Source organism: Burkholderia sp. BCC1208 (genome assembly GCF_902833095.1).
In the GTDB taxonomy this organism is placed as follows: domain Bacteria; phylum Pseudomonadota; class Gammaproteobacteria; order Burkholderiales; family Burkholderiaceae; genus Burkholderia.
Map to the genome: position 1 here is coordinate 466,885 of NZ_CADFDY010000001.1, position 17,775 is coordinate 484,659.

Sequence of the window (17,775 nt, forward strand, 5' to 3'; positions counted from 1 at the left end):
CGGCTTCTCCTTCCTGATGCTGCGCGTCACGGCGCGCCGCCGCCGCGCTGCGCGACGGCTTCAGCCCCTATAATAGCCGCTCGATTCCAGCAGGGGCCGACTGCACCGGGCACGCGCGCGGCCGCACGCGGCTCCGTCGCCCATGAAAGACATCCTCGTCCTCTATTACAGCCGGCACGGCGCCACGCGCGATCTCGCGCTCGCGATCGCGAACGGCATCGACAGCGTGCCGGGCATGCAGGCCCGCATCCGCACCGTACCGCCCGTGTCGGCCGTCTGCGAAGCCACCGCCCCCGACATCCCGGCCGACGGCCCGCCGTACGCGGAACTGCGCGACCTCGAGGAATGCGCGGGCCTCGCGCTCGGCTCGCCGACCCGCTTCGGCAACATGGCCGCGTCACTGAAGTATTTCCTCGACGGCACGACGCCGCAATGGCTGTCGGGCGCGCTGACCGGCAAGCCCGCGAGCGTGTTCACGTCGACGGGCAGCCTGCACGGCGGCCAGGAATCGACGCTGCTGTCGATGATGCTGCCGCTGCTGCATCACGGGATGATGATCGTGGGGATCCCCTACACCGAATCCGCCCTCAGCACGACGCGTACCGGCGGCACGCCGTACGGCGCGTCGCACGTCGCGCAGCACGATCGCTCGGCGCCCGGCGGGCTGTCGGCGGACGAGAAGGCGCTCGCGGCCGCGCTCGGCGTACGGCTCGCGCGCGCCGCCGCGGCCCTCGCCGGCGCCCAGGCCGCCGAGGCGGCATGAACACCCCCGCCCGCCCCGCCGTCGCGGCCCGGCCGCGCTATGCGCTGGCCGCCGCCGCGTGTCTCGTCGCGCTGATCGCGCTGTCGCTCGCGTGGGAGCTGTGGCTCGCGCCGTTGCGCCCCGGCGGCTCCGCGCTGATGCTCAAGGCCGTGCCCCTCGCGCTCGCGCTGCCCGGCGTCTGGCGGCGTAACATCTATACGATGCAGTGGGCGAGCATGCTGATCCTCGTCTATCTTGCCGAAGGCATCGTGCGCGGCATGTCCGATCGCGGGCTGTCCGCGACGCTCGGCTGGTGCGAGACCGCGCTTGCCGTCGGCTTCTTCGTGGCGGCGCTGGCTTATGTCGCGCCGTTCAAGCGCGCGGCGAAAAAACCGCGCGCCACGTCCTGACCCTTACGCGACAAGGTGATGATGTCCTCCGAAGCTTTCGTTTCCGCGTGCCGCGACGCGATCGGCGCCGACCACGTGCTGACCGATCCGCACGATACCGAACCGTTCCTGACCGACTGGCGCCGCCGCTACAAGGGCGCGGCATGCGCGGTGCTGAAACCCGCGAACACGGCCGAAGTCGCGGCGCTCGTGAAGCTCGCCAACGCGCACGGCGTCGCGCTCGTGCCGCAAGGCGGCAATACGGGCCTCGCCGGCGGCGCGACGCCCGACGCGAGCGGCAGCCAGGCCGTGCTGAGCGTCGCGCGCCTGAACCGCGTGCGCGCGCTCGATCCGCACAACAACACGATCACCGTCGAAGCCGGCGTGATCCTCGCCGACGTGCAGGCGCGCGCCCGCGAAGGCGGCCGGCTGTTCGCGCTGAGCCTCGCGGCGGAAGGCAGCTGCACGATCGGCGGCAACCTGTCGACCAATGCGGGCGGCACCGCGGTACTGCGCTACGGCAATGCGCGCGAGCTGTGCCTCGGGCTCGAGGTCGTGACGCCGCAGGGCGAGATCTGGGACGGACTGCGCGGACTGCGCAAGGACAACACGGGCTACGACCTGCGCGATTTGTTCATCGGCGCCGAAGGCACGCTCGGGATCATCACGGCGGCGGTGATGAAGCTGCATCCGCTGCCGGCGGCACAGGTCACGGCGCTGGCCGCGCTCGAATCGCCGCACGCGGCGCTCGATTTCCTCGCGCTGGCGCAGCGCGCGGCCGGGCCGCTGTTGACCGGCTTCGAGCTGATGTCGGATTTCTGCATGCAACTGGTCGGCAAGCACTATCCGCAACTGCGCTACCCGTTCGCGCAGACCCATGCGCAAACGGTGCTGCTGGAGCTGTCCGACAACGAAAGCGAAGCGCATGCGCGCGCGCTGTTCGAGAAACTGATGGAAGAAGCGTTCGAGGCCGGGCTCGTGGTCGACGCGGTGGTCGCGGAGAACCTCGCGCAATCGCGTGCGTTCTGGGACCTGCGCGAGCACATCCCGCTCGCGCAGGCCGATGAAGGGCTCAACATCAAGCACGACATCGCGGTGCCGATCTCGTCGATCGCACGCTTCATCGACGAGACCGACGCGGCGATCCAGCAGGCCGCGCCGGGCGCGCGCATGGTCACGTTCGGCCACCTCGGCGACGGCAACCTGCACTACAACGTGCAGATGCCCGAAGGCGGCGATGCGAAGGCGTTCCTCGCCGCGTTCCAGGCGCCGATCAACCGGATCGTCTACGACAACGTGCACAGCCACCACGGCACGATCAGCGCGGAGCACGGCATCGGCCAGCTGAAGATCGACGACGCGCAGCGCTACAAGTCGCCGGTCGAAACAACGCTGATGCGCACGCTGAAGGCCGCGCTCGACCCCCGCGGCCTGATGAATCCCGGCAAGGTCCTGCGCTGAAGCCGCCTACTCCGGAGCGAATCCCGTGAAAGTCCGCGTTCTGTCCGACCTGCATCTCGAAAACGACCTGCCCGACGCGATCCCGCATGCCGACGCGGATCTCGTCGTGCTGGCCGGCGACATCCACAACCACGCGGAGGGCCTGCGCTGGGCCGCCGAAACGTTCGACCTGGCGGTGCCGGTGATCTACGTGCCGGGCAACCACGAGTATTACGACGGTGAATTCGGCGCGCTGGAGTCGTCGATGCGCGACGCGGCGCGAGCGCTCGACAACGTGCATTACCTGAACAACGGCGTCTATATCGATCCCGAACAGCGCTTTCGCGTGCTCGGCACGACGCTCTGGACCGATTTTTCGCTGTTCGGCACCGACGACGCCAGCGTCGCGAGCGCAATCGACGCGGGGCTGCGCGTGATGCTCGATTTCAAGGGATTGATCCAGGTGACCTGGCCGCACGACGCGGCGCTGCATGCGGCACCGGGCGCGGCGGAACGGGATTTCGCGCCGGCCGACGCGATCGCGCTGCACCGGCAAGGTCGCGCATGGCTGGAAGCGCAACTGGCGGCGCCGTTCGCCGGCAGGACGATCGTCGTCACCCATCATGCGCCGCACCGGCGCTCGCTGGCGGAACGCTATGCGGAAGATCTGGCGTCGGCGGGGTTCGTCACGGACCTGGCGGAACTGGTGCGCCCGCCGGTGGATCTGTGGCTGCACGGCCACACGCATACGTCATTCGACTACGCGGCGGACGGCGGCACGCGCGTGGTGTGCAATCCGCGCGGCTACCTTCACCGACGCACCGGCGAATGGGAAAACCCCGCGTTCGCGTGGGACAAGGTCGTCGAGCTCGGCTGAGCGCCGGGCCGGGCGGCCGCGTGGCGCGGCCTTGCCGGCCCGAAGCGCGACGGCAGGATCAGCGGCCGGGGCGGCGCGGATCGCGCACGCGGACCGGCACGGGCTTCATCTGCGCCTTCGCCTTCATCGCACGCAGCAGGTCGCGGGTCGCCGCCGCGGCGGCAGCCGCGCCCAGCAGGACGCCAAGGCCGATCATCAGGTGCGTATCCATTGCTACTCCGGTGTGGTGTATCTCGTTAATTCCAACAGTATCAAACTGTCTGACACACGTTCGTAAAAAAATGTTGCGTGAAGGACAAATCTCGTCAGATTGCGGTCGCCCGCGCTGTCATGTCGCACGCGTGTACTGTTCGAGCGCGGCTTCGTCGGCTTCGAGCGTGAGCGGCAACGTTTCGCGCAGGAAATCGACCCAGGTCCGGATTTTCGCGTCGAGGTACTGGCGCGACGGATACAGCGCGTAGATGTTCATCACGTGCGACCGGTACTCGGGCATCACGCGCACGATGTGTCCGCTGCGCAGCCAGCCGATCGCCGAATAGACCGGCAGCCCGCCGACGCCCATCCCCTCCCGCACGGCCACCGCGAGCGCCTCGGCGACGTTCACGCGGAACGGCGACGCCGTGACCGACACGACCTCGTCGCCGTCCGGCCCCGCCAGCGCCCATTCGTCGAAGTGAAAGCCCGGCGCGACCATCCCGAGGCACACGTGCTGCGCGAGATCGCCCGGCCGCTGCGGCACGCCGTGCGACTCGACGTAGCCCGGCGATGCACACACGACGCTATAGCTCTCGCCGAGCCGCTGCGACACGAGCCCCGAATCGGGCAGATCGCGGCCGACGACGATCGCGACGTCGTACCCCTCGTCGAGCAGGTCGGGCATCCGCTGCGCGAGCGTCAGCTCGACGTGCACGTCCGGATAGCGCTCGCGGTAGCGCGCGATGGCCGGCACCAGATAGTGCTGGCCGAGGCTCGTGAAGCAATGGACCTTCAGCTTGCCGGACGGCCGCGCATGCGCGTCGCCCGCCTCGGCTTCGGCCTGGTCGACGTACGCGAGGATCTGTTCGCAGCGTTGCAGATAGCGCTCGCCGGCTTCGGTCAGCGCGATCCGGCGCGTCGTGCGGTTCAGGAGACGCGTGCGCAGGTGCGCCTCGAGATCCGAGACCGCGCGCGACGCGTAGGCGGTGGTCGAATTCATCTGCTGGGCGGCCGCGGTGAAGCTGCCCGCGTCGACCACGCGGACGAATACCCGCATGTTTTGTAGCGTATCCATCCTGTTACCCCCATGAATCCGGAGGGATTGTTGCACAGGGTCGAACAAATATTATCTCAGGATTCGTAAAAATGACTTGCACCGTTGTCCGTTTATTCAGGAATCGCTGAAAAATATAATCGCCTCCGACTCATCTATATCCGAAAGGGAGAAAATCGTGCAGTCTCCGGCGACAAAAGGGACGCTCGCACTGGCGGTTCTTGCAGTCTCATTAATAATGGCCGGTTGCGCGAGCATGGGCGACAACAAGACCCAGTCCACCCGCATCGAGGCGAACGCGCTCGACGCAGGCGCGGCGATCCGCGCGGCCGACCGCGACGCGGGCTGGCCCGCCGCCGACTGGTGGCGCGCGTATCGCGATCCGCAGCTCGATGCGTGGATCGCCGCCGCCCAGGCCGGCAACCCGACCCTCGCGGCCGCCGAGGCCCGCGTGCGCGAAGCGCAGGCGATGGCGCGCGTCGCGCGTTCGGCCGAACTGCCGCAGATCAACGGCAACCTGTCGCTGATGCGCGAGCACTGGCCGGACAACGTGTACTACGGCCCGGGCCCGCTCGCGAATGCCGACACCTGGAACAACACCGGCACGCTCGGCCTGTCGTACCACCTCGATCTGTGGGGCAAGGACAAGAACGCGACCGAGCGCGCGCTCGACACCGCGCATGCGAGCGCCGCCGACGCACGGGCGGCGAAGCTCGAACTCGAGGTCAACGTCGTGCGCGCGTATGTCGGCATGTCGATGAACTACGCGCTGCTGGATCTCGCCCACGAAACCTTCGAACGCCAGCGCGCGCTCGCCGATCTCGCACGCAAGCGGCTGCAGGCCGGCCTGGGCACGCAGCTCGAAGTGAGCCAGGCGGAATCGACGCTGCCCGACTACGAACGCCAGATCGACAGCTATGAAGAAGCGATCCAGCTCGCGCGCCACCAGCTTGCCGCCCTCGCCGGCAAGGGCCCGGGCGCCGGCGACGCCATCAAGCGGCCGCAGCTTGCGCTCGATGCGCCGGCCGGATTGCCGTCGGCGCTGCCGGCCGACCTGCTCGGCCGCCGCCCCGATGTGGTCGCGGCGCGCTGGACGGTCGACGCGCAGGCGCGCGGCATCGACGTCGCGAAAGCGTCGTTCTACCCGAACATCGACCTGCTCGCGACGGTCGGCGGCTTCGGCGTGACCGCGCCGTTCACCGACTTCCTGCGCGCGATGAACGGCGGCTGGACGGCCGGCCCCGCGCTGTCGCTGCCGATCTTCGAAGGCGGCCGGCTGCGCGCGCAGCTCGGCGCCGCGAATGCCGGCTACGATCAGGCGGTCGAGCGCTACAACCAGACGATCGTCGGCGCGCTCAAGGACATCGCCGACCAGGTCGTGCGGATCCGCTCGCTCGATACACAGAAGAAGGACGCCGCGCGGTCGGTGGCGGCCAACGATCGCAGCTATCGACTGTCGCGCGAAGGCTTCCGCCGTGGGCTGACCGATTACGTGAACGTGCTGGTCGCGCAACAGCAGCTGCTGCGCGCGCAGGAAACGGCCGCCCGCATCGACGCGGAACGCCTCGCCGCGCACGCGCAGTTGATGGCCGCGCTCGGCGGCGGAGTCGAGACGGGCAAAGACGTTCCGGCGGAGGACCCACCCGCCGGCGGCGCCGCCCCGTCGGGCGCGAAGCCCGCGGCGGCCGTTGCCCGGCCCGAGGCGTTCGCCGCTGCCGGCGCGTCCGGCACGACGTCCGGCACGTCCGGCACGTCCGGCACGTCCGGCACGTCGGCCGCACGGTAACGCGGAGCGCCCGCCATGTCAGCCTCCTCCCCCGCTTCCACGCCCGCCGGCGGCCCGTTCGCGGCCTGGTATGCCGCGTTCGGCGACTGGGCCCGCACCGACGGCGCCGCGTGGCTCTACCTGTTCAAGGCGCTGCTCGCCGCGTTCATCGCGACCGGCGTGTCGATGCGGCTCGACCTGCCCGCACCGAAAACGGCGATGACGACCGTGTTCATCGTGATGCAGCCGCAAAGCGGCGCGGTGCTCGCGAAGAGCTTCTACCGCGTCGCCGGCACGATCTTCGGACTGGTCGCGACGCTCACCTTCGTCGGGCTGTTTCCGCAGCAGCCGCAATTGTTCCTGCTGGCGGTCGCGCTGTGGGTCGCCCTGTGCACGGCCGGCGCCGCGCGCAACCGCAACTTCCGCAGCTACGGCTTCCTGCTGGCCGGCTACACGACCGCGCTGATCGGGCTGCCCGCGTCGCAGCACCCGGACGGCGCGTTCATGAGCGCGATGACGCGCGTGGCCGAAATCATGGTCGGAATCGTGTCGGCCGGCGTGGTCAGCGCCCTCGTGTTTCCGCAGACCACCGGCGAGCAGATGCGCACGACGGTGCGCAAGCGCTTCGGCAGCTTCGTCGACTACGTCGCGGCGGCGCTGTCGGGCCAGCTCGACCGCGAGCATATCGAAACCATCCATACGCGCTTCGTCGCCGACGTGGTCGGGTTCGAGGCCGCGCGCAGCATGGCCGTGTTCGAGGATCCGGACACGCGGATGCGCAGCGGACGCCTCGCGCGGCTGAACAGCGAGTTCATGAGCGCGTCGAGCCGGTTCCATGCGCTGCACCAGTTGATGAACCGGCTGCATGCGGCCGGCGCGCAGGCCGCGATCGACGCGATCGAGCCGTACTTTCGCGAGATCGCACCGCTGCTGCTGACGCCCGCCGGCGAACCGGTGCGCACGTCGGACGATGCGGGCCACGCGGCGGCGCAACTGCTCGCATGGCGCGACGCGCTGCCGCGCCGCATCCGCGCGACGCGCGCCGCACTCGAAACGCGGCCGGACTTTCCGCTGCTCGACTTCGACACGGCCGCCGAGCTGCTGTACCGCTTCATCACCGACCTGCACGAGTACGCGGCCACCTATGCGTCGCTGTCGACCGCGACGCACGAGCGCGAGCGCTGGATCGAGCGCTACGAGCCGCGCACCAATGCGACGGCGATGGTGATCGCGGCGATCCGCACCGCGACCGTGATCCTCGTGCTCGGCTGGTTCTGGATCGAGACCGCGTGGCCGAGCGGCGTGACGATGACGCTGACGGCGGCGGCCACCTGCGCGCTCGCGTCGTCGACGCCGCGCCCGACCGCGATGTCCGCGCAGATGGGCATGGGCACGGCGCTCGCCGTCTGCACGGGCTTCCTGCTGACGTTCGGCATCTATCCGCACATCGACGGCTTTCCGCTGCTGTGCGTCGCGCTCGCGCCGCTGCTCGCGATCGGCATCTTCATGACGCTGAAGCCGAAGCTCGCCGGCTACGGGATGGGCTACCTGATCTTCTTCAGCTTCCTCGCCGGCCCGGACAACATCACGCACTACGATCCGACCAGCTTCATGAACGATTCGCTCGCGCTCGTGCTGTCGATGGTGGTGTCGGCGATCGCGTTCGCGGTCCTGTTCCCGCCGACCGCGCCGTGGCTCAAGAAGCGGTTGTTCGCGGACCTGCGCCACCAGGCCGTCGCGGCCGGCCACGCGCGGCTCGCGGGCTTGCGCACGCGCTTCGAGAGCGGTGCGCGCGATCTGATGTACCAGGCGCACACGCTGTCGGCCGACCAGCCCGACGTGCAGCGCGACGCGCTGCGCTGGATGTTCGCGGTGCTCGAAGCCGGCAACGCGACGATCGACCTGCGTCACGAACTCGCGACGCTGCCGTCGGACCCGCGCTATGCGCCCGCGATGCCGTGGCGGCGCGCGATCGAGACGATGCGCGCCGCGCTGTCGGCGCTGTTCTCGAAGCCGAGCGCCGCGCGTTTCGACGCGACGCTCGCCGCGACCAACGCGGCGATCGACGCGACCCGGCAGACGCTCGATGCATTCGAGCCGTCGCGCGACGAGCGCCACCGGCTGCAGCGCATCCTGAGCCACCTGCATTTCGTGCGCACCGCGCTGCTCGACCCGGAATCGCCGCTCGAGCCGCTCAACCGCAATCGCCCCGTGCGTCCCCAACCAGGAGCCTCGTCATGATGCCGCGTGAAATCGCCATTCTCGATGCCTACATGCCCACGGTGGTGCTGATGTTCGCCCTCGGCGCGATCGCGACCTGGGCTGTCGACCGCCTGCTCGCCCATACGGGCCTCTACCGTCTCGTCTGGCACCCGTCGCTGTTCCGGGCCTGCCTTCTCGTCTGCATTTGCGGCGGACTGAGTCTTGCCGTTTACCGTTGATTCCGAACCATCATGATGCTCAGAAAACTCTTCGGCTTCGTCGCGACCGCCGTCATCCTTCTCGTCGCGATCCTCATCGGGCGCTCGCTGTGGGTCCACTACATGGACGATCCGTGGACGCGCGACGGGCGCGTGCGCGCCGAGATCGTCAACGTCGCGCCGGACGTGTCGGGCGCGATCGTCGAGCTGCCCGTGCATGACAACCAGCTCGTGAAGAAAGGCGACCTGATCATGCAGATCGACCCGTCGCACTACCAGATCGCGGTCGAGCAGGCGCAGGCGGCGGTGGCCGCCCGTCGCGCGGAACTGCAGATGCGCCGCGACGACGCGGCCCGCCGCGCGGATCTCGACGCGCTCGTCGTGTCGAAGGAAAACCGCGAGAACGCGGCGCACAGCGCGTCGAGCGCCGATGCGCAGTACCAGCAGGCCATCGCCGCGCTCGACGCCGCGAAGCTCAACCTCGAACGTACGCGCGTCGTGGCACCGGTCGACGGCTACATCACGAACCTGCAGACGTTCAAGGGCAACTATGCGGTGGCCGGCCAGGCGAAGCTCGCGATCGTCGACAGCCACTCGTTCTGGGTCTACGGCTACTTCGAGGAAACCAAGCTGCCGCGCGTGAAGATCGGCGCGCCGGCCGAAATGCGGCTGATGAGCGGCGGCGTGATGAAGGGCCGCGTGGAGAGCATCTCGCGCGGCATCTACGATCGCGACAACCCGCAAAGCCGCGACCTCGTCGCGGACGTGAACCCGACCTTCAACTGGGTGCGCCTCGCGCAGCGCGTGCCGGTGCGCATCAGGATCGACGAAGTGCCGGCCGACGTGGTGCTGTCGGCGGGCACGACCTGCACGGTCATCATCGATCCGGACCAGCAAAAGAAGTCGTGATCGCGCCGCGGCAGGGGGCACCCCCGCCCGGCTACGTCATTCCCAGAAGAACCGGTAAGGCAGGAACGGCGACGGGCCGAGCCCGTATTCGCCGAACATGTTGCGCAGTCGCATCGCAAAGCCGATTGCGCCGACCACCGTCAGCGCAACGATCACGTGCCGGCGACGCATGCGCGGCACGTGCTGCAGCGGCACGAACTGGCAGCCCATCGCGAACAGCACGAGCCACTGGAAACGCAGCCCTGCGTAGCTGATCCGCGCGAGCGCAAAGCTCGCGATCTCGCAGACGAACAGGAACACGAGCGTGCGCGGCATGCGCGCAAGCAGCACCCAGCCGGCCACGAGCGTCAGCCATGCAAGCACGAGCGGCGCGCTGCCCGACATCTGCGCGGGTGGCGTAAACGCCGCATAGAGGCCGATCTTCGCGAGCAGCGCGTCGTGATGCATCGCGAACAACACGCCGCCGATCGCGGCGGCCAGCCCCGCATAACGCAGCACGCGCAGCCGTCCCACCTGCAGCAACACGACGAGCAGCGCCGCCGAGACATGCATGCCGGCCGCCGCGGCCGTGAATGCGATCGACGCGCCGTGCCGCCTGCGCGCCCAGGCGTCCGACGCGAGTTTCGCGACACAGAACGCGATGCCGTAGCGCAGCCCGCTCATCGCCATGTCGTAGAAGAACAGCGGAAAGATCAGCGTGGCGAATACGCACGCGTCCTCGGTACTCCGGCCGAACGCGGCGACGCACGCGACGACGACCAGCAGCGACAGAATCGCAGTCGCGACGCGCGGATCGTGTCCGACCCATTCGAGCGCGCGCACGAGCCACACGAAGCCCGGTTCGAGCGTGCGCGGCACGACCTTGAGGTTTCCGCTCCAGATGCCGGCGATGATATTGCGGTAGATCGCCGTGTCGGTGCCCGTTTGGCCCCGCAGCACGGCGAACGTGGCGGCCGGCGCGATGCCCGCCGCAAGCCATCGCCATGCGGCGACGCGTGCGCGCATGCCGAGCGCGGCGGACGCGAGCATGCCCAGGTACCCGACAAGGTAAATCGTCACTGTCATTGTTATGACCCGCTCGGCGTGCACGCGGGTGTCGGTGCACACGCGCGGGTTCTGGCCCCCAACTGTGTGGACGCGCATTCTAAGGGATTGCGCGCAGGCCGACTGCCGGGTTTGTCACCAATCGACAGCATGCCGCCGATCTGCGCGCGTCACGGGCGGCCGACCCGCGACGCGGCGAGGCTCAGGCCGCGATACGAAAGCGCCCCACCAGCGACTTCAACGCCTGCGCCTGCTCGTCGAGCGCGTTCGCGGCTGCGGCCGCCTGCTCGACGAGCGCCGCGTTCTGCTGGGTGCCGGCATCCATCTGCGTGACCGCGCGGCCGATCTCGTCGATCCCCGCGCTCTGCTCGTCCGACGCCGCCGAGATCTCGCCGATGATGTCGGTCACGCGCTTGACCGCGCGTACCACGTCGCCCATCGTGCGGCCCGCGTCGTGCGCGAGCGCAGCGCCGTTCGCCACGCGCTCGACCGACGCGCCGATCAGTTCGCGAATCTCCTTCGCCGCGGTCGCCGAGCGCTGCGCGAGCAGCCGCACCTCGCCCGCGACCACCGAGAAGCCGCGCCCCTGCTCGCCGGCACGCGCGGCCTCGACCGCCGCGTTCAACGCGAGAATGTTGGTCTGGAACGCGATCCCCTCGATCGTGCCGATGATGTCGCGGATGTTCTTCGCGCTGTCGTCGATCTCGCTCATCGTCGCGACCACGCGCCCGACGACCTCGCCGCCCGTCTCCGCCACCGCCGACGCATTGGCCGCGAGCGTGCTCGCCTGCCGCGCGTTCTCGGCGTTCTGCCGTACGGTCGACGTGAGCTGCTCCATGCTGGCCGCGGTGCGTTCGAGCGCGACGGCCTGCTGCTCGGTACGCCGCGACAGGTCGAGGTTGCCGGTGGAGATCTCGCCGGAGGCGGCCGCGATCGCCTCGGCGCTCACCGCGATCTCGCCCACGGTGGCCGCGAGCCCGGTCTGCATCTCCGCCAGCGCGCGCACCATGCTGTCGCGGTCGTGCCGCGCGAGCGTGATCGGCCGCGTCAGGTCGCCGCGCGCGATGTCCGCGGCAATCTCCTTCGCGTGCGCGGGCTCGCCGCCGAGCTGCGACGCGAGGCGCCGCACGACGCGCTCGGCGATCGCGACGGCCAGCACGATCAGCGCGGCCGTCATCGCCGCGATCATCGCGAACGACGACGAAAAAATGGTCGCGGACGCATCGAGCGTCGCCTTCGACTTTTCGCCGCGCGTCTTCACGAGTTCGGCGACGAGTTTTTCGAGCTTGCCGGTTTCGACCAGCAGAGACACGTCCTGCGTGCCGACCTGCCAGTTCATCTGCGACAGGTCGAGCGGCTGCGCGCGCACGAGCGTGACGAAATCGCGCAGATGCGTGCTCCACGTGCCGACCGCCGTCGAGAATGCGTGCAGCCGCGCCGAATCGCCGGCATCGGCCGGATCCGCATGGCGCTGCAGCGTGCCGAGCGCCTGGCCGATCGACGCGAGCCCCGCGCTCACCTCGGCGCCGAGCTCGTCGCGCTCCTTCGCGGTGGTCGCGGTCAGCAGCATCTTCTGCGCGCGGCTCGCCCGCAGCACTTCGGCGCGGACTTCCTCGGCCGCACGGCTCGCGACGTGCCCCTGCGCGTAGACCGACGCGATCGACGCGTTCAGGCGGCTGATCTGCCACAGCGAAAACACGCCGATCGCGAGCGTGCCGGCCAGCAGGATCGCGAATGCGGCGCGCAACGTCGCCTTGACGGTCCACGGCCGGCGCGCGCGACGCGCCGCGTGCGCACGCCGAGCGGCGCGACCGCCGGCAACGTCGGGTGCGGCGGCGGCCGCACCGGCCGGTGGATGCAAAGATGCTGCTTTCATCGATCTACCCCGTATTGATCACGCTGCCGGAAAGGTCGGTCCGGCGTTCCCGCGACGGCTGGTCATGCCGCGCGTCATGCGCCCTGCCCGGCGGGTAGCCGGTGCCGGGCGCCGCGTGCCTGTTGTCATTGGGTCGTTCTACGGCCTGCGCCGCCGTTTCTTGAGTCCGGTAAAACACCACCCGGCCCGGCGCGCCCCGCTGACGCGGCTGACACGCCGCGAGCGTTATACCCGTTCAAAAAAGCATGCACCGGCCGATCCGCCACACGAATGTCCGATTCACGACAAAACTTGGCCTGACATTCTCGATACGCCACATTACACTTCTTTGACGCAGCAACGATCCAGAACGCGCCGGTCCCCAACAGAGCGCGCCAGCCACCTCAACTCGTTCAGCTCTCATGGAAACCAGCCTCGACTCCGGCTCCGCCGGCGCAACAGCCGCCCAGCCGTCCGCACCGCCCGTCGCCCGCACCGTCTATCCGGTGCTCGGCGCGATCAGCTTTTCGCACATGCTCAACGACATGATCCAGTCGTTGATCCTCGCGATCTACCCGATGCTCAAGAGCCAGTTCGCGCTGTCGTTCGCGCAGATCGGCCTGATCACGCTGACTTACCAGATCACCGCGTCGCTGCTGCAGCCGCTCGTCGGCCTCTATACCGACAAGCGTCCGAAGCCGTACTCGCTGCCGGTCGGCATGGGCTTCACGCTCGCGGGGCTGCTGCTGATGTCGGTGGCGTCGAATTTCCCGATGCTGCTGGTGGCCGCCGCGCTCGTCGGCTGCGGCTCGTCGGTGTTCCATCCCGAATCGTCGCGGGTCGCGCGGATGGCGTCGGGCGGCCAGCACGGGCTCGCGCAGTCGGTGTTCCAGGTGGGCGGCAATGCGGGCTCCGCGCTCGGGCCGCTGCTCGCCGCGCTCGTGATCATTCCGCACGGCCAGCACAGCATCGCGTGGTTCTCCGCGGCCGCCCTCGTCGCGATGATCGTGCTCACGCAGATCGGCCACTGGTACAAGAAGCATCCGTCGATGAAGAAGAAGGCCGCATCGGCCGGCCACCCGACGCTGTCGCGCGGCCGCGTGATGGGCGCGATCGGCGTGCTGGTGCTGCTCGTGTTCTCGAAGTACTTCTACCTCGCGAGCATCAACAGCTATTTCACGTTCTACCTGATCGACAAGTTCCACCTGTCGGTACAGGCCGCGCAGATCCACCTGTTCGTGTTCCTCGCGGCGGTGGCGGCCGGCACGCTGATCGGCGGGCCCGTCGGCGACCGGATCGGCCGCAAGTACGTGATCTGGGTATCGATCCTCGGCGTCGCGCCGTTCACGCTGCTGCTGCCGTACGCGAACCTGTTCTGGACGACCGTGCTGACCGTGATCATCGGCATCGTGCTGGCGTCGGCGTTCGCCGCGATCCTCGTCTATGCGACGGAGCTGATGCCCGGCAAGGTCGGGATGGTCGCGGGCCTGTTCTTCGGCTTCGCGTTCGGCCTGGGCGGCGTGGGCGCGGCCGTGCTCGGCCAGCTCGCGGACGCGACGAGCATCCCGTTCGTCTACAAGGTGTGCTCGTTCCTGCCGCTGATCGGCGTGCTGACGGTGTTCCTGCCGAACCTCGAAAGCAGCCGGCGCAAGAAGGCATGACGAACGACCGGCCGCGGCGTGCGCGTCGCGGCCGGTCGAACGGTACGAACGGTACGAACGGAGAATTCGACGGCGGCCTCAGGCCGCCGTCGTCGCGTGCAGCGTCAGGAAACGCTTGAGGATGCCGGACGAATAGCTGCTCGCGATCGCCGACAGGAAGTGCGAGAACGACTGCATCGCGTGATCGTCGGCCGTATCGGAGATCGTGCGCACGAGCGCGAACGGCACGTCGTGTTCCGCGCATACCTGCGCGATCGCCGCGCCTTCCATTTCGACCGCGAGCGCGTCCGGCAGCGCGTCGCGCAGCGCGACGACTTCCTGCTCGCTCGACACGAAGCGGTCGCCGCTGATGATCAGCCCCGCGTGCAGCGCCGCGCCGGCGAGCCCGAAGCGCTCGGCGAACCGCGCGCCCTCTTCGTCGACGAACAGCGCGCACGCAGCCCGCAAGCGGGCCGTCAGCGCCGCGTCGGTCGCGAAACGCGTGATGCCGAGCAGCGGCACCTCGTAGCGCGGAAAGAACGGCGACGCGTCGAGATCGTGCTGCAGCAGCGTATCGGCCACGACGACGTCGCCGACCCGCACCGTGCGCGACACGCCGCCCGCGACGCCGGTGAACACGACGCCCGACACGCCGAACACGTGGATCAGCGCGCTGACCGTCGCCGCGGCCGCGACCTTGCCGACCCGCGCGAGCGTGACGACGCAGGCGGCACCGTGCACGGTGCCGACGTGATAATCGCGGCGGCCGAGCGTGACCGTCTTCATCGCGCCGTCGGCGCGCATCGCGGCGATCAGGTCGCCGAGTTCCTCGGGCAGCGCGGCCAGAATGCCGAGCGGCCGCCCGGCAGGCGTAACGACCATGTCGACGTCCATCATTCCACCGCCTGCAGTTTCGCGACCGCGAGCGCGAGCCATTTCTCGCCGTGGCGCTTGAACTTCACCTGCGCCTTCGCATCGGTGCCGTTGCCTTCGAGCGCGGTGACCGTGCCTTCGCCGAACTTCGTATGGAATACCTGCTGGCCGACCCGGAAGCCGGCGTCGGCCGCGCGCTGCTTGTCCGCGAACGCCGGCAGCGGCGCGGACACGGCCGCATCGACGATCTGCTCGCGGCCGCCGCCGCCCGGCCGCGCGAACCAGTCGCGCCCGTAGCCGGCATTGTCCGAACGCCCGCCCCAACGCGACCCGGCCTCGACCTTCGGCGTCAACCACTTCAGCACGTGCTCCGGCAGTTCGTCGAAGAAGCGCGAGCGCACGTTGTAGCGGGTCTGGCCGTGCAGCATCCGGCTTTGCGCGAACGACAGGTAGAGCCGCTCCTTCGCGCGCGTGATCGCGACGTACATCAGCCGGCGCTCTTCCTCGAGGCCGTCCGATTCGAGCACGCTGTTCTCGTGCGGGAACAGCCCCTCCTCGAGCCCCGTGATGAACACGGCCGAGAATTCGAGCCCCTTCGCCGCGTGCACCGTCATCAGCTGCACGGCGTCCTGGCCGGCCTGCGCCTGGTTGTCGCCGGCCTCCAGCGACGCGTGCGACAGGAAGCCCGCGAGCGGCGTCATCGTGTCGGGGTTCTGCGCGGGGTCGGCGGGCGACGCCGGGTCGAGCACGTCCACCGCCGGATCGTCCGTCGCGGCGCCGAGCTCGGGCGCCGCGATCGCGCCCGCGCGCAGCGGAATCGAGCGGGCCGGCGTGTCGAGGCCGTAGCCTTCCTCGGCGATGAACGCGGTGGCCGCGTTCACGAGTTCCTGCAAGTTCTCGAGGCGATCCTGGCCTTCGCGCTCGCCCTGGTAGAAATCGGCGAGGCCGCTCGCGCGCACGATGTGCTCGACGGTGTCGGGCAGGTTCATGTGCTGCGTGTCGGCGCGCATCTTCGCGATCAGGTTCGCGAACCCGCCGAGGCTCGTGCCGGCCTTGCCGGCCACGTACGGAATCGCGGCGGCCATCGAGCAGCCGTACAGGCGCGCGGCGTCGGCCAGCTGCTCGATCGAGCGCGCGCCGATCCCGCGGGTCGGGAAATTGACGACGCGCGCGAATGCCGTGTCGTCGTTCGGGTTGTCGATCAGGCGCAGGTACGCGAGCGCGTGCTTCACTTCCTGTCGCTCGAAAAAGCGTAGGCCGCCGTACACGCGGTACGGAATGCCCGACGACATCAACGTGTGCTCGATCGAGCGCGACTGCGCGTTGCTGCGGTACAGAACGGCCACTTCGCTGCGCGCCATCCCGGTGTTGATCAGCGAACGGATCTCCTCGACGATCCAGCCGGCCTCCTGCGCGTCGGTGCTGGCTTCGTACACGCGCACGGGCTCGCCGTGGCCGGCATCGGTGCGCAGGTTCTTGCCGAGGCGGTGCGCGTTGTTCGAGATCAGCTGGTTCGCCGCGTCGAGGATGTTGCCGTGCGACCGGTAGTTCTGCTCGAGCTTGATCAGGTTGCGCACGCGGAATTCATCCTCGAAGTCGCGCATGTTGCCGACGTTCGCGCCGCGGAATGCGTAGATCGACTGGTCGTCGTCGCCGACCGCGAAGATCGCGTTCTCGCCGCCGGCGAGCATCTTGAGCCACGCGTACTGCAGCTTGTTGGTGTCCTGGAACTCGTCGACGAGGATGTGCCGGAAGCGCGCCTGATAGTGCGCGCGCAGCGGCGCGTTGTACGCGAGCAGCTCGTAGCAGCGCAGCAGCAGCTCGGGGAAATCGACGACGCCTTCGCGCTGGCACTGCTGGTCGTATGCCTGGTACAGCTCGACGAACTTGCGGTTGAAGTTGTCGGTCGCGTCGACCTTGTCCGGGCGCAGCCCCTGCTCCTTCGCGTTGTTGATGAAGTACTGGACGTTCTTCGGCGGGTACTTTTCGTCGTCGACGTTCGCCGCCTTCATCAGCCGCTTGATCGCGGACAGCTGGTCGGCCGTGTCGAGGATCTGGAAGGTCTGCGGCAGGCCGGCATCGCGCCAGTGCGTGCGCAGCATCCGGTTGCACAGCCCGTGGAACGTACCGATCCACATCCCGCGCGTGTCGATCGGCATCATCGCCGACAGGCGCGCCATCATCTCGCGCGCGGCCTTGTTCGTGAAGGTGACGGCGAGCACGGTGGGCGGCGATGCATAGCCCTGCTGGATCAGCCACGCGATGCGCGTGATCAGCACGCGGGTCTTGCCGCTGCCCGCCCCTGCGAGGATCAGCGCCGGTTCGTTCGGCAACGTGACGGCGGCGTGTTGTTCGGGGTTCAGATTGGCGAGCAGATCGGGCATGGAGCGGCGGCTAACGGGCGAGAAAAATGCGGACCCGCCATTATAAGTCGGCCGCGCGATACCGTTTCCGATCCGTTCGGCCGCGCGTCGCACGCGCCGTGCGGGCACGTCGCGGCCGCATGCCGACCGGCCCGCGCCGGCAAGGCGATGGCTGGCCGATGGGCATCCATTTATAATTATCAGATTCG

15 protein-coding genes are annotated in these 17,775 nt (G+C 68.9%); 9 read left to right on the forward strand and 6 right to left on the reverse strand.

What is annotated here, in order from left to right:
- Nucleotides 1–142 precede the first annotated feature (142 nt).
- The 4 genes from wrbA to HWX09_RS02135 are packed head-to-tail and all read left to right on the forward strand — an operon-like array spanning nt 143 to nt 3,448.
- Nucleotides 143–763, forward strand: a complete 621-nt coding sequence (gene wrbA, locus HWX09_RS02120) for an NAD(P)H:quinone oxidoreductase (RefSeq protein WP_027784241.1) — start codon at nt 143–145, stop codon at nt 761–763.
- Nucleotides 760–1,152 (forward strand): DUF2069 domain-containing protein, encoded by a 393-nt coding sequence (locus HWX09_RS02125; RefSeq protein ID WP_027784240.1) that lies wholly within the window; start codon nt 760–762, stop codon nt 1,150–1,152. Before wrbA ends, HWX09_RS02125 begins: the two co-directional genes overlap by 4 nt.
- Before the next feature lie 18 nt (nt 1,153–1,170).
- On the forward strand, nt 1,171–2,592 hold the full coding sequence (locus tag HWX09_RS02130; protein ID WP_027784239.1) for an FAD-binding oxidoreductase: 1,422 nt from the start codon (nt 1,171–1,173) through the stop codon (nt 2,590–2,592).
- Between the two features lie 25 nt (nt 2,593–2,617).
- Nucleotides 2,618–3,448, forward strand: a complete 831-nt coding sequence (locus HWX09_RS02135; protein WP_027784238.1) for a metallophosphoesterase — start codon at nt 2,618–2,620, stop codon at nt 3,446–3,448.
- 58 nt (nt 3,449–3,506) lie between these two features.
- On the opposite strand, the gene HWX09_RS02140 is transcribed toward HWX09_RS02135, so the two are convergent.
- The gene (locus HWX09_RS02140; protein WP_174429583.1) at nt 3,507–3,659 is read right to left on the reverse strand and encodes a hypothetical protein; all 153 of its coding nucleotides are present in this window, start codon (nt 3,657–3,659) and stop codon (nt 3,507–3,509) included.
- Nucleotides 3,660–3,776: 117 nt separating this feature from the next.
- Nucleotides 3,777–4,718 carry a LysR family transcriptional regulator gene (locus HWX09_RS02145; RefSeq protein WP_027784237.1) on the reverse strand — a complete coding sequence of 314 codons (942 nt, stop codon included), beginning with the start codon at nt 4,716–4,718 and terminating at the stop codon, nt 3,777–3,779.
- A 157-nt stretch (nt 4,719–4,875) separates the two neighbouring features.
- Between HWX09_RS02145 and HWX09_RS02150 the strand changes: the two genes are divergently transcribed.
- Genes HWX09_RS02150 through HWX09_RS02165 form a run of 4 tightly spaced genes read left to right on the forward strand, consistent with a single transcriptional unit; the run spans nt 4,876 to nt 9,791 of the window.
- On the forward strand, nt 4,876–6,483 hold the full coding sequence (locus tag HWX09_RS02150) for an efflux transporter outer membrane subunit (protein ID WP_080681330.1): 1,608 nt from the start codon (nt 4,876–4,878) through the stop codon (nt 6,481–6,483).
- Nucleotides 6,484–6,498: 15 nt separating this feature from the next.
- On the forward strand, nt 6,499–8,703 hold the full coding sequence (locus HWX09_RS02155; protein WP_027784236.1) for an FUSC family protein: 2,205 nt from the start codon (nt 6,499–6,501) through the stop codon (nt 8,701–8,703).
- The gene (locus HWX09_RS02160; protein ID WP_027784235.1) at nt 8,700–8,903 is read left to right on the forward strand and encodes a DUF1656 domain-containing protein; all 204 of its coding nucleotides are present in this window, start codon (nt 8,700–8,702) and stop codon (nt 8,901–8,903) included. The genes HWX09_RS02155 and HWX09_RS02160 overlap by 4 nt, the downstream gene beginning before the upstream one ends.
- Before the next feature lie 12 nt (nt 8,904–8,915).
- Nucleotides 8,916–9,791, forward strand: a complete 876-nt coding sequence (locus HWX09_RS02165) for an HlyD family secretion protein (protein ID WP_027784234.1) — start codon at nt 8,916–8,918, stop codon at nt 9,789–9,791.
- 36 nt (nt 9,792–9,827) lie between these two features.
- On the opposite strand, the gene HWX09_RS02170 is transcribed toward HWX09_RS02165, so the two are convergent.
- Entirely contained in the window at nt 9,828–10,856 is a 1,029-nt protein-coding gene (locus HWX09_RS02170; protein WP_175888552.1) for an EpsG family protein, read from the reverse strand.
- A gap of 181 nt (nt 10,857–11,037) precedes the next feature.
- Complete coding sequence (locus HWX09_RS02175) at nt 11,038–12,711, reverse strand: methyl-accepting chemotaxis protein (RefSeq protein ID WP_027784232.1); 1,674 nt, start codon at nt 12,709–12,711, stop codon at nt 11,038–11,040.
- Between the two features lie 401 nt (nt 12,712–13,112).
- On the opposite strand from HWX09_RS02175, the gene HWX09_RS02180 reads away from it, so the two are divergent.
- A complete protein-coding gene (locus HWX09_RS02180; RefSeq protein ID WP_027784231.1) occupies nt 13,113–14,351 on the forward strand; it encodes an MFS transporter in 1,239 nt (412 codons plus the stop codon).
- 78 nt (nt 14,352–14,429) lie between these two features.
- Here HWX09_RS02180 and HWX09_RS02185 read toward each other — a convergent pair whose 3' ends face one another.
- Nucleotides 14,430–15,227: a 5'-methylthioadenosine/adenosylhomocysteine nucleosidase gene (locus tag HWX09_RS02185; RefSeq protein ID WP_027784230.1), complete on the reverse strand. Its 798-nt coding sequence runs from the start codon at nt 15,225–15,227 to the stop codon at nt 14,430–14,432.
- Nucleotides 15,224–17,587, reverse strand: coding sequence for a UvrD-helicase domain-containing protein (locus tag HWX09_RS02190; RefSeq protein WP_027784229.1), 2,364 nt, complete (start codon nt 17,585–17,587; stop codon nt 15,224–15,226). The genes HWX09_RS02185 and HWX09_RS02190 overlap by 4 nt, the downstream gene beginning before the upstream one ends.
- Between the last annotated feature and the right edge of the window lie 188 nt (nt 17,588–17,775).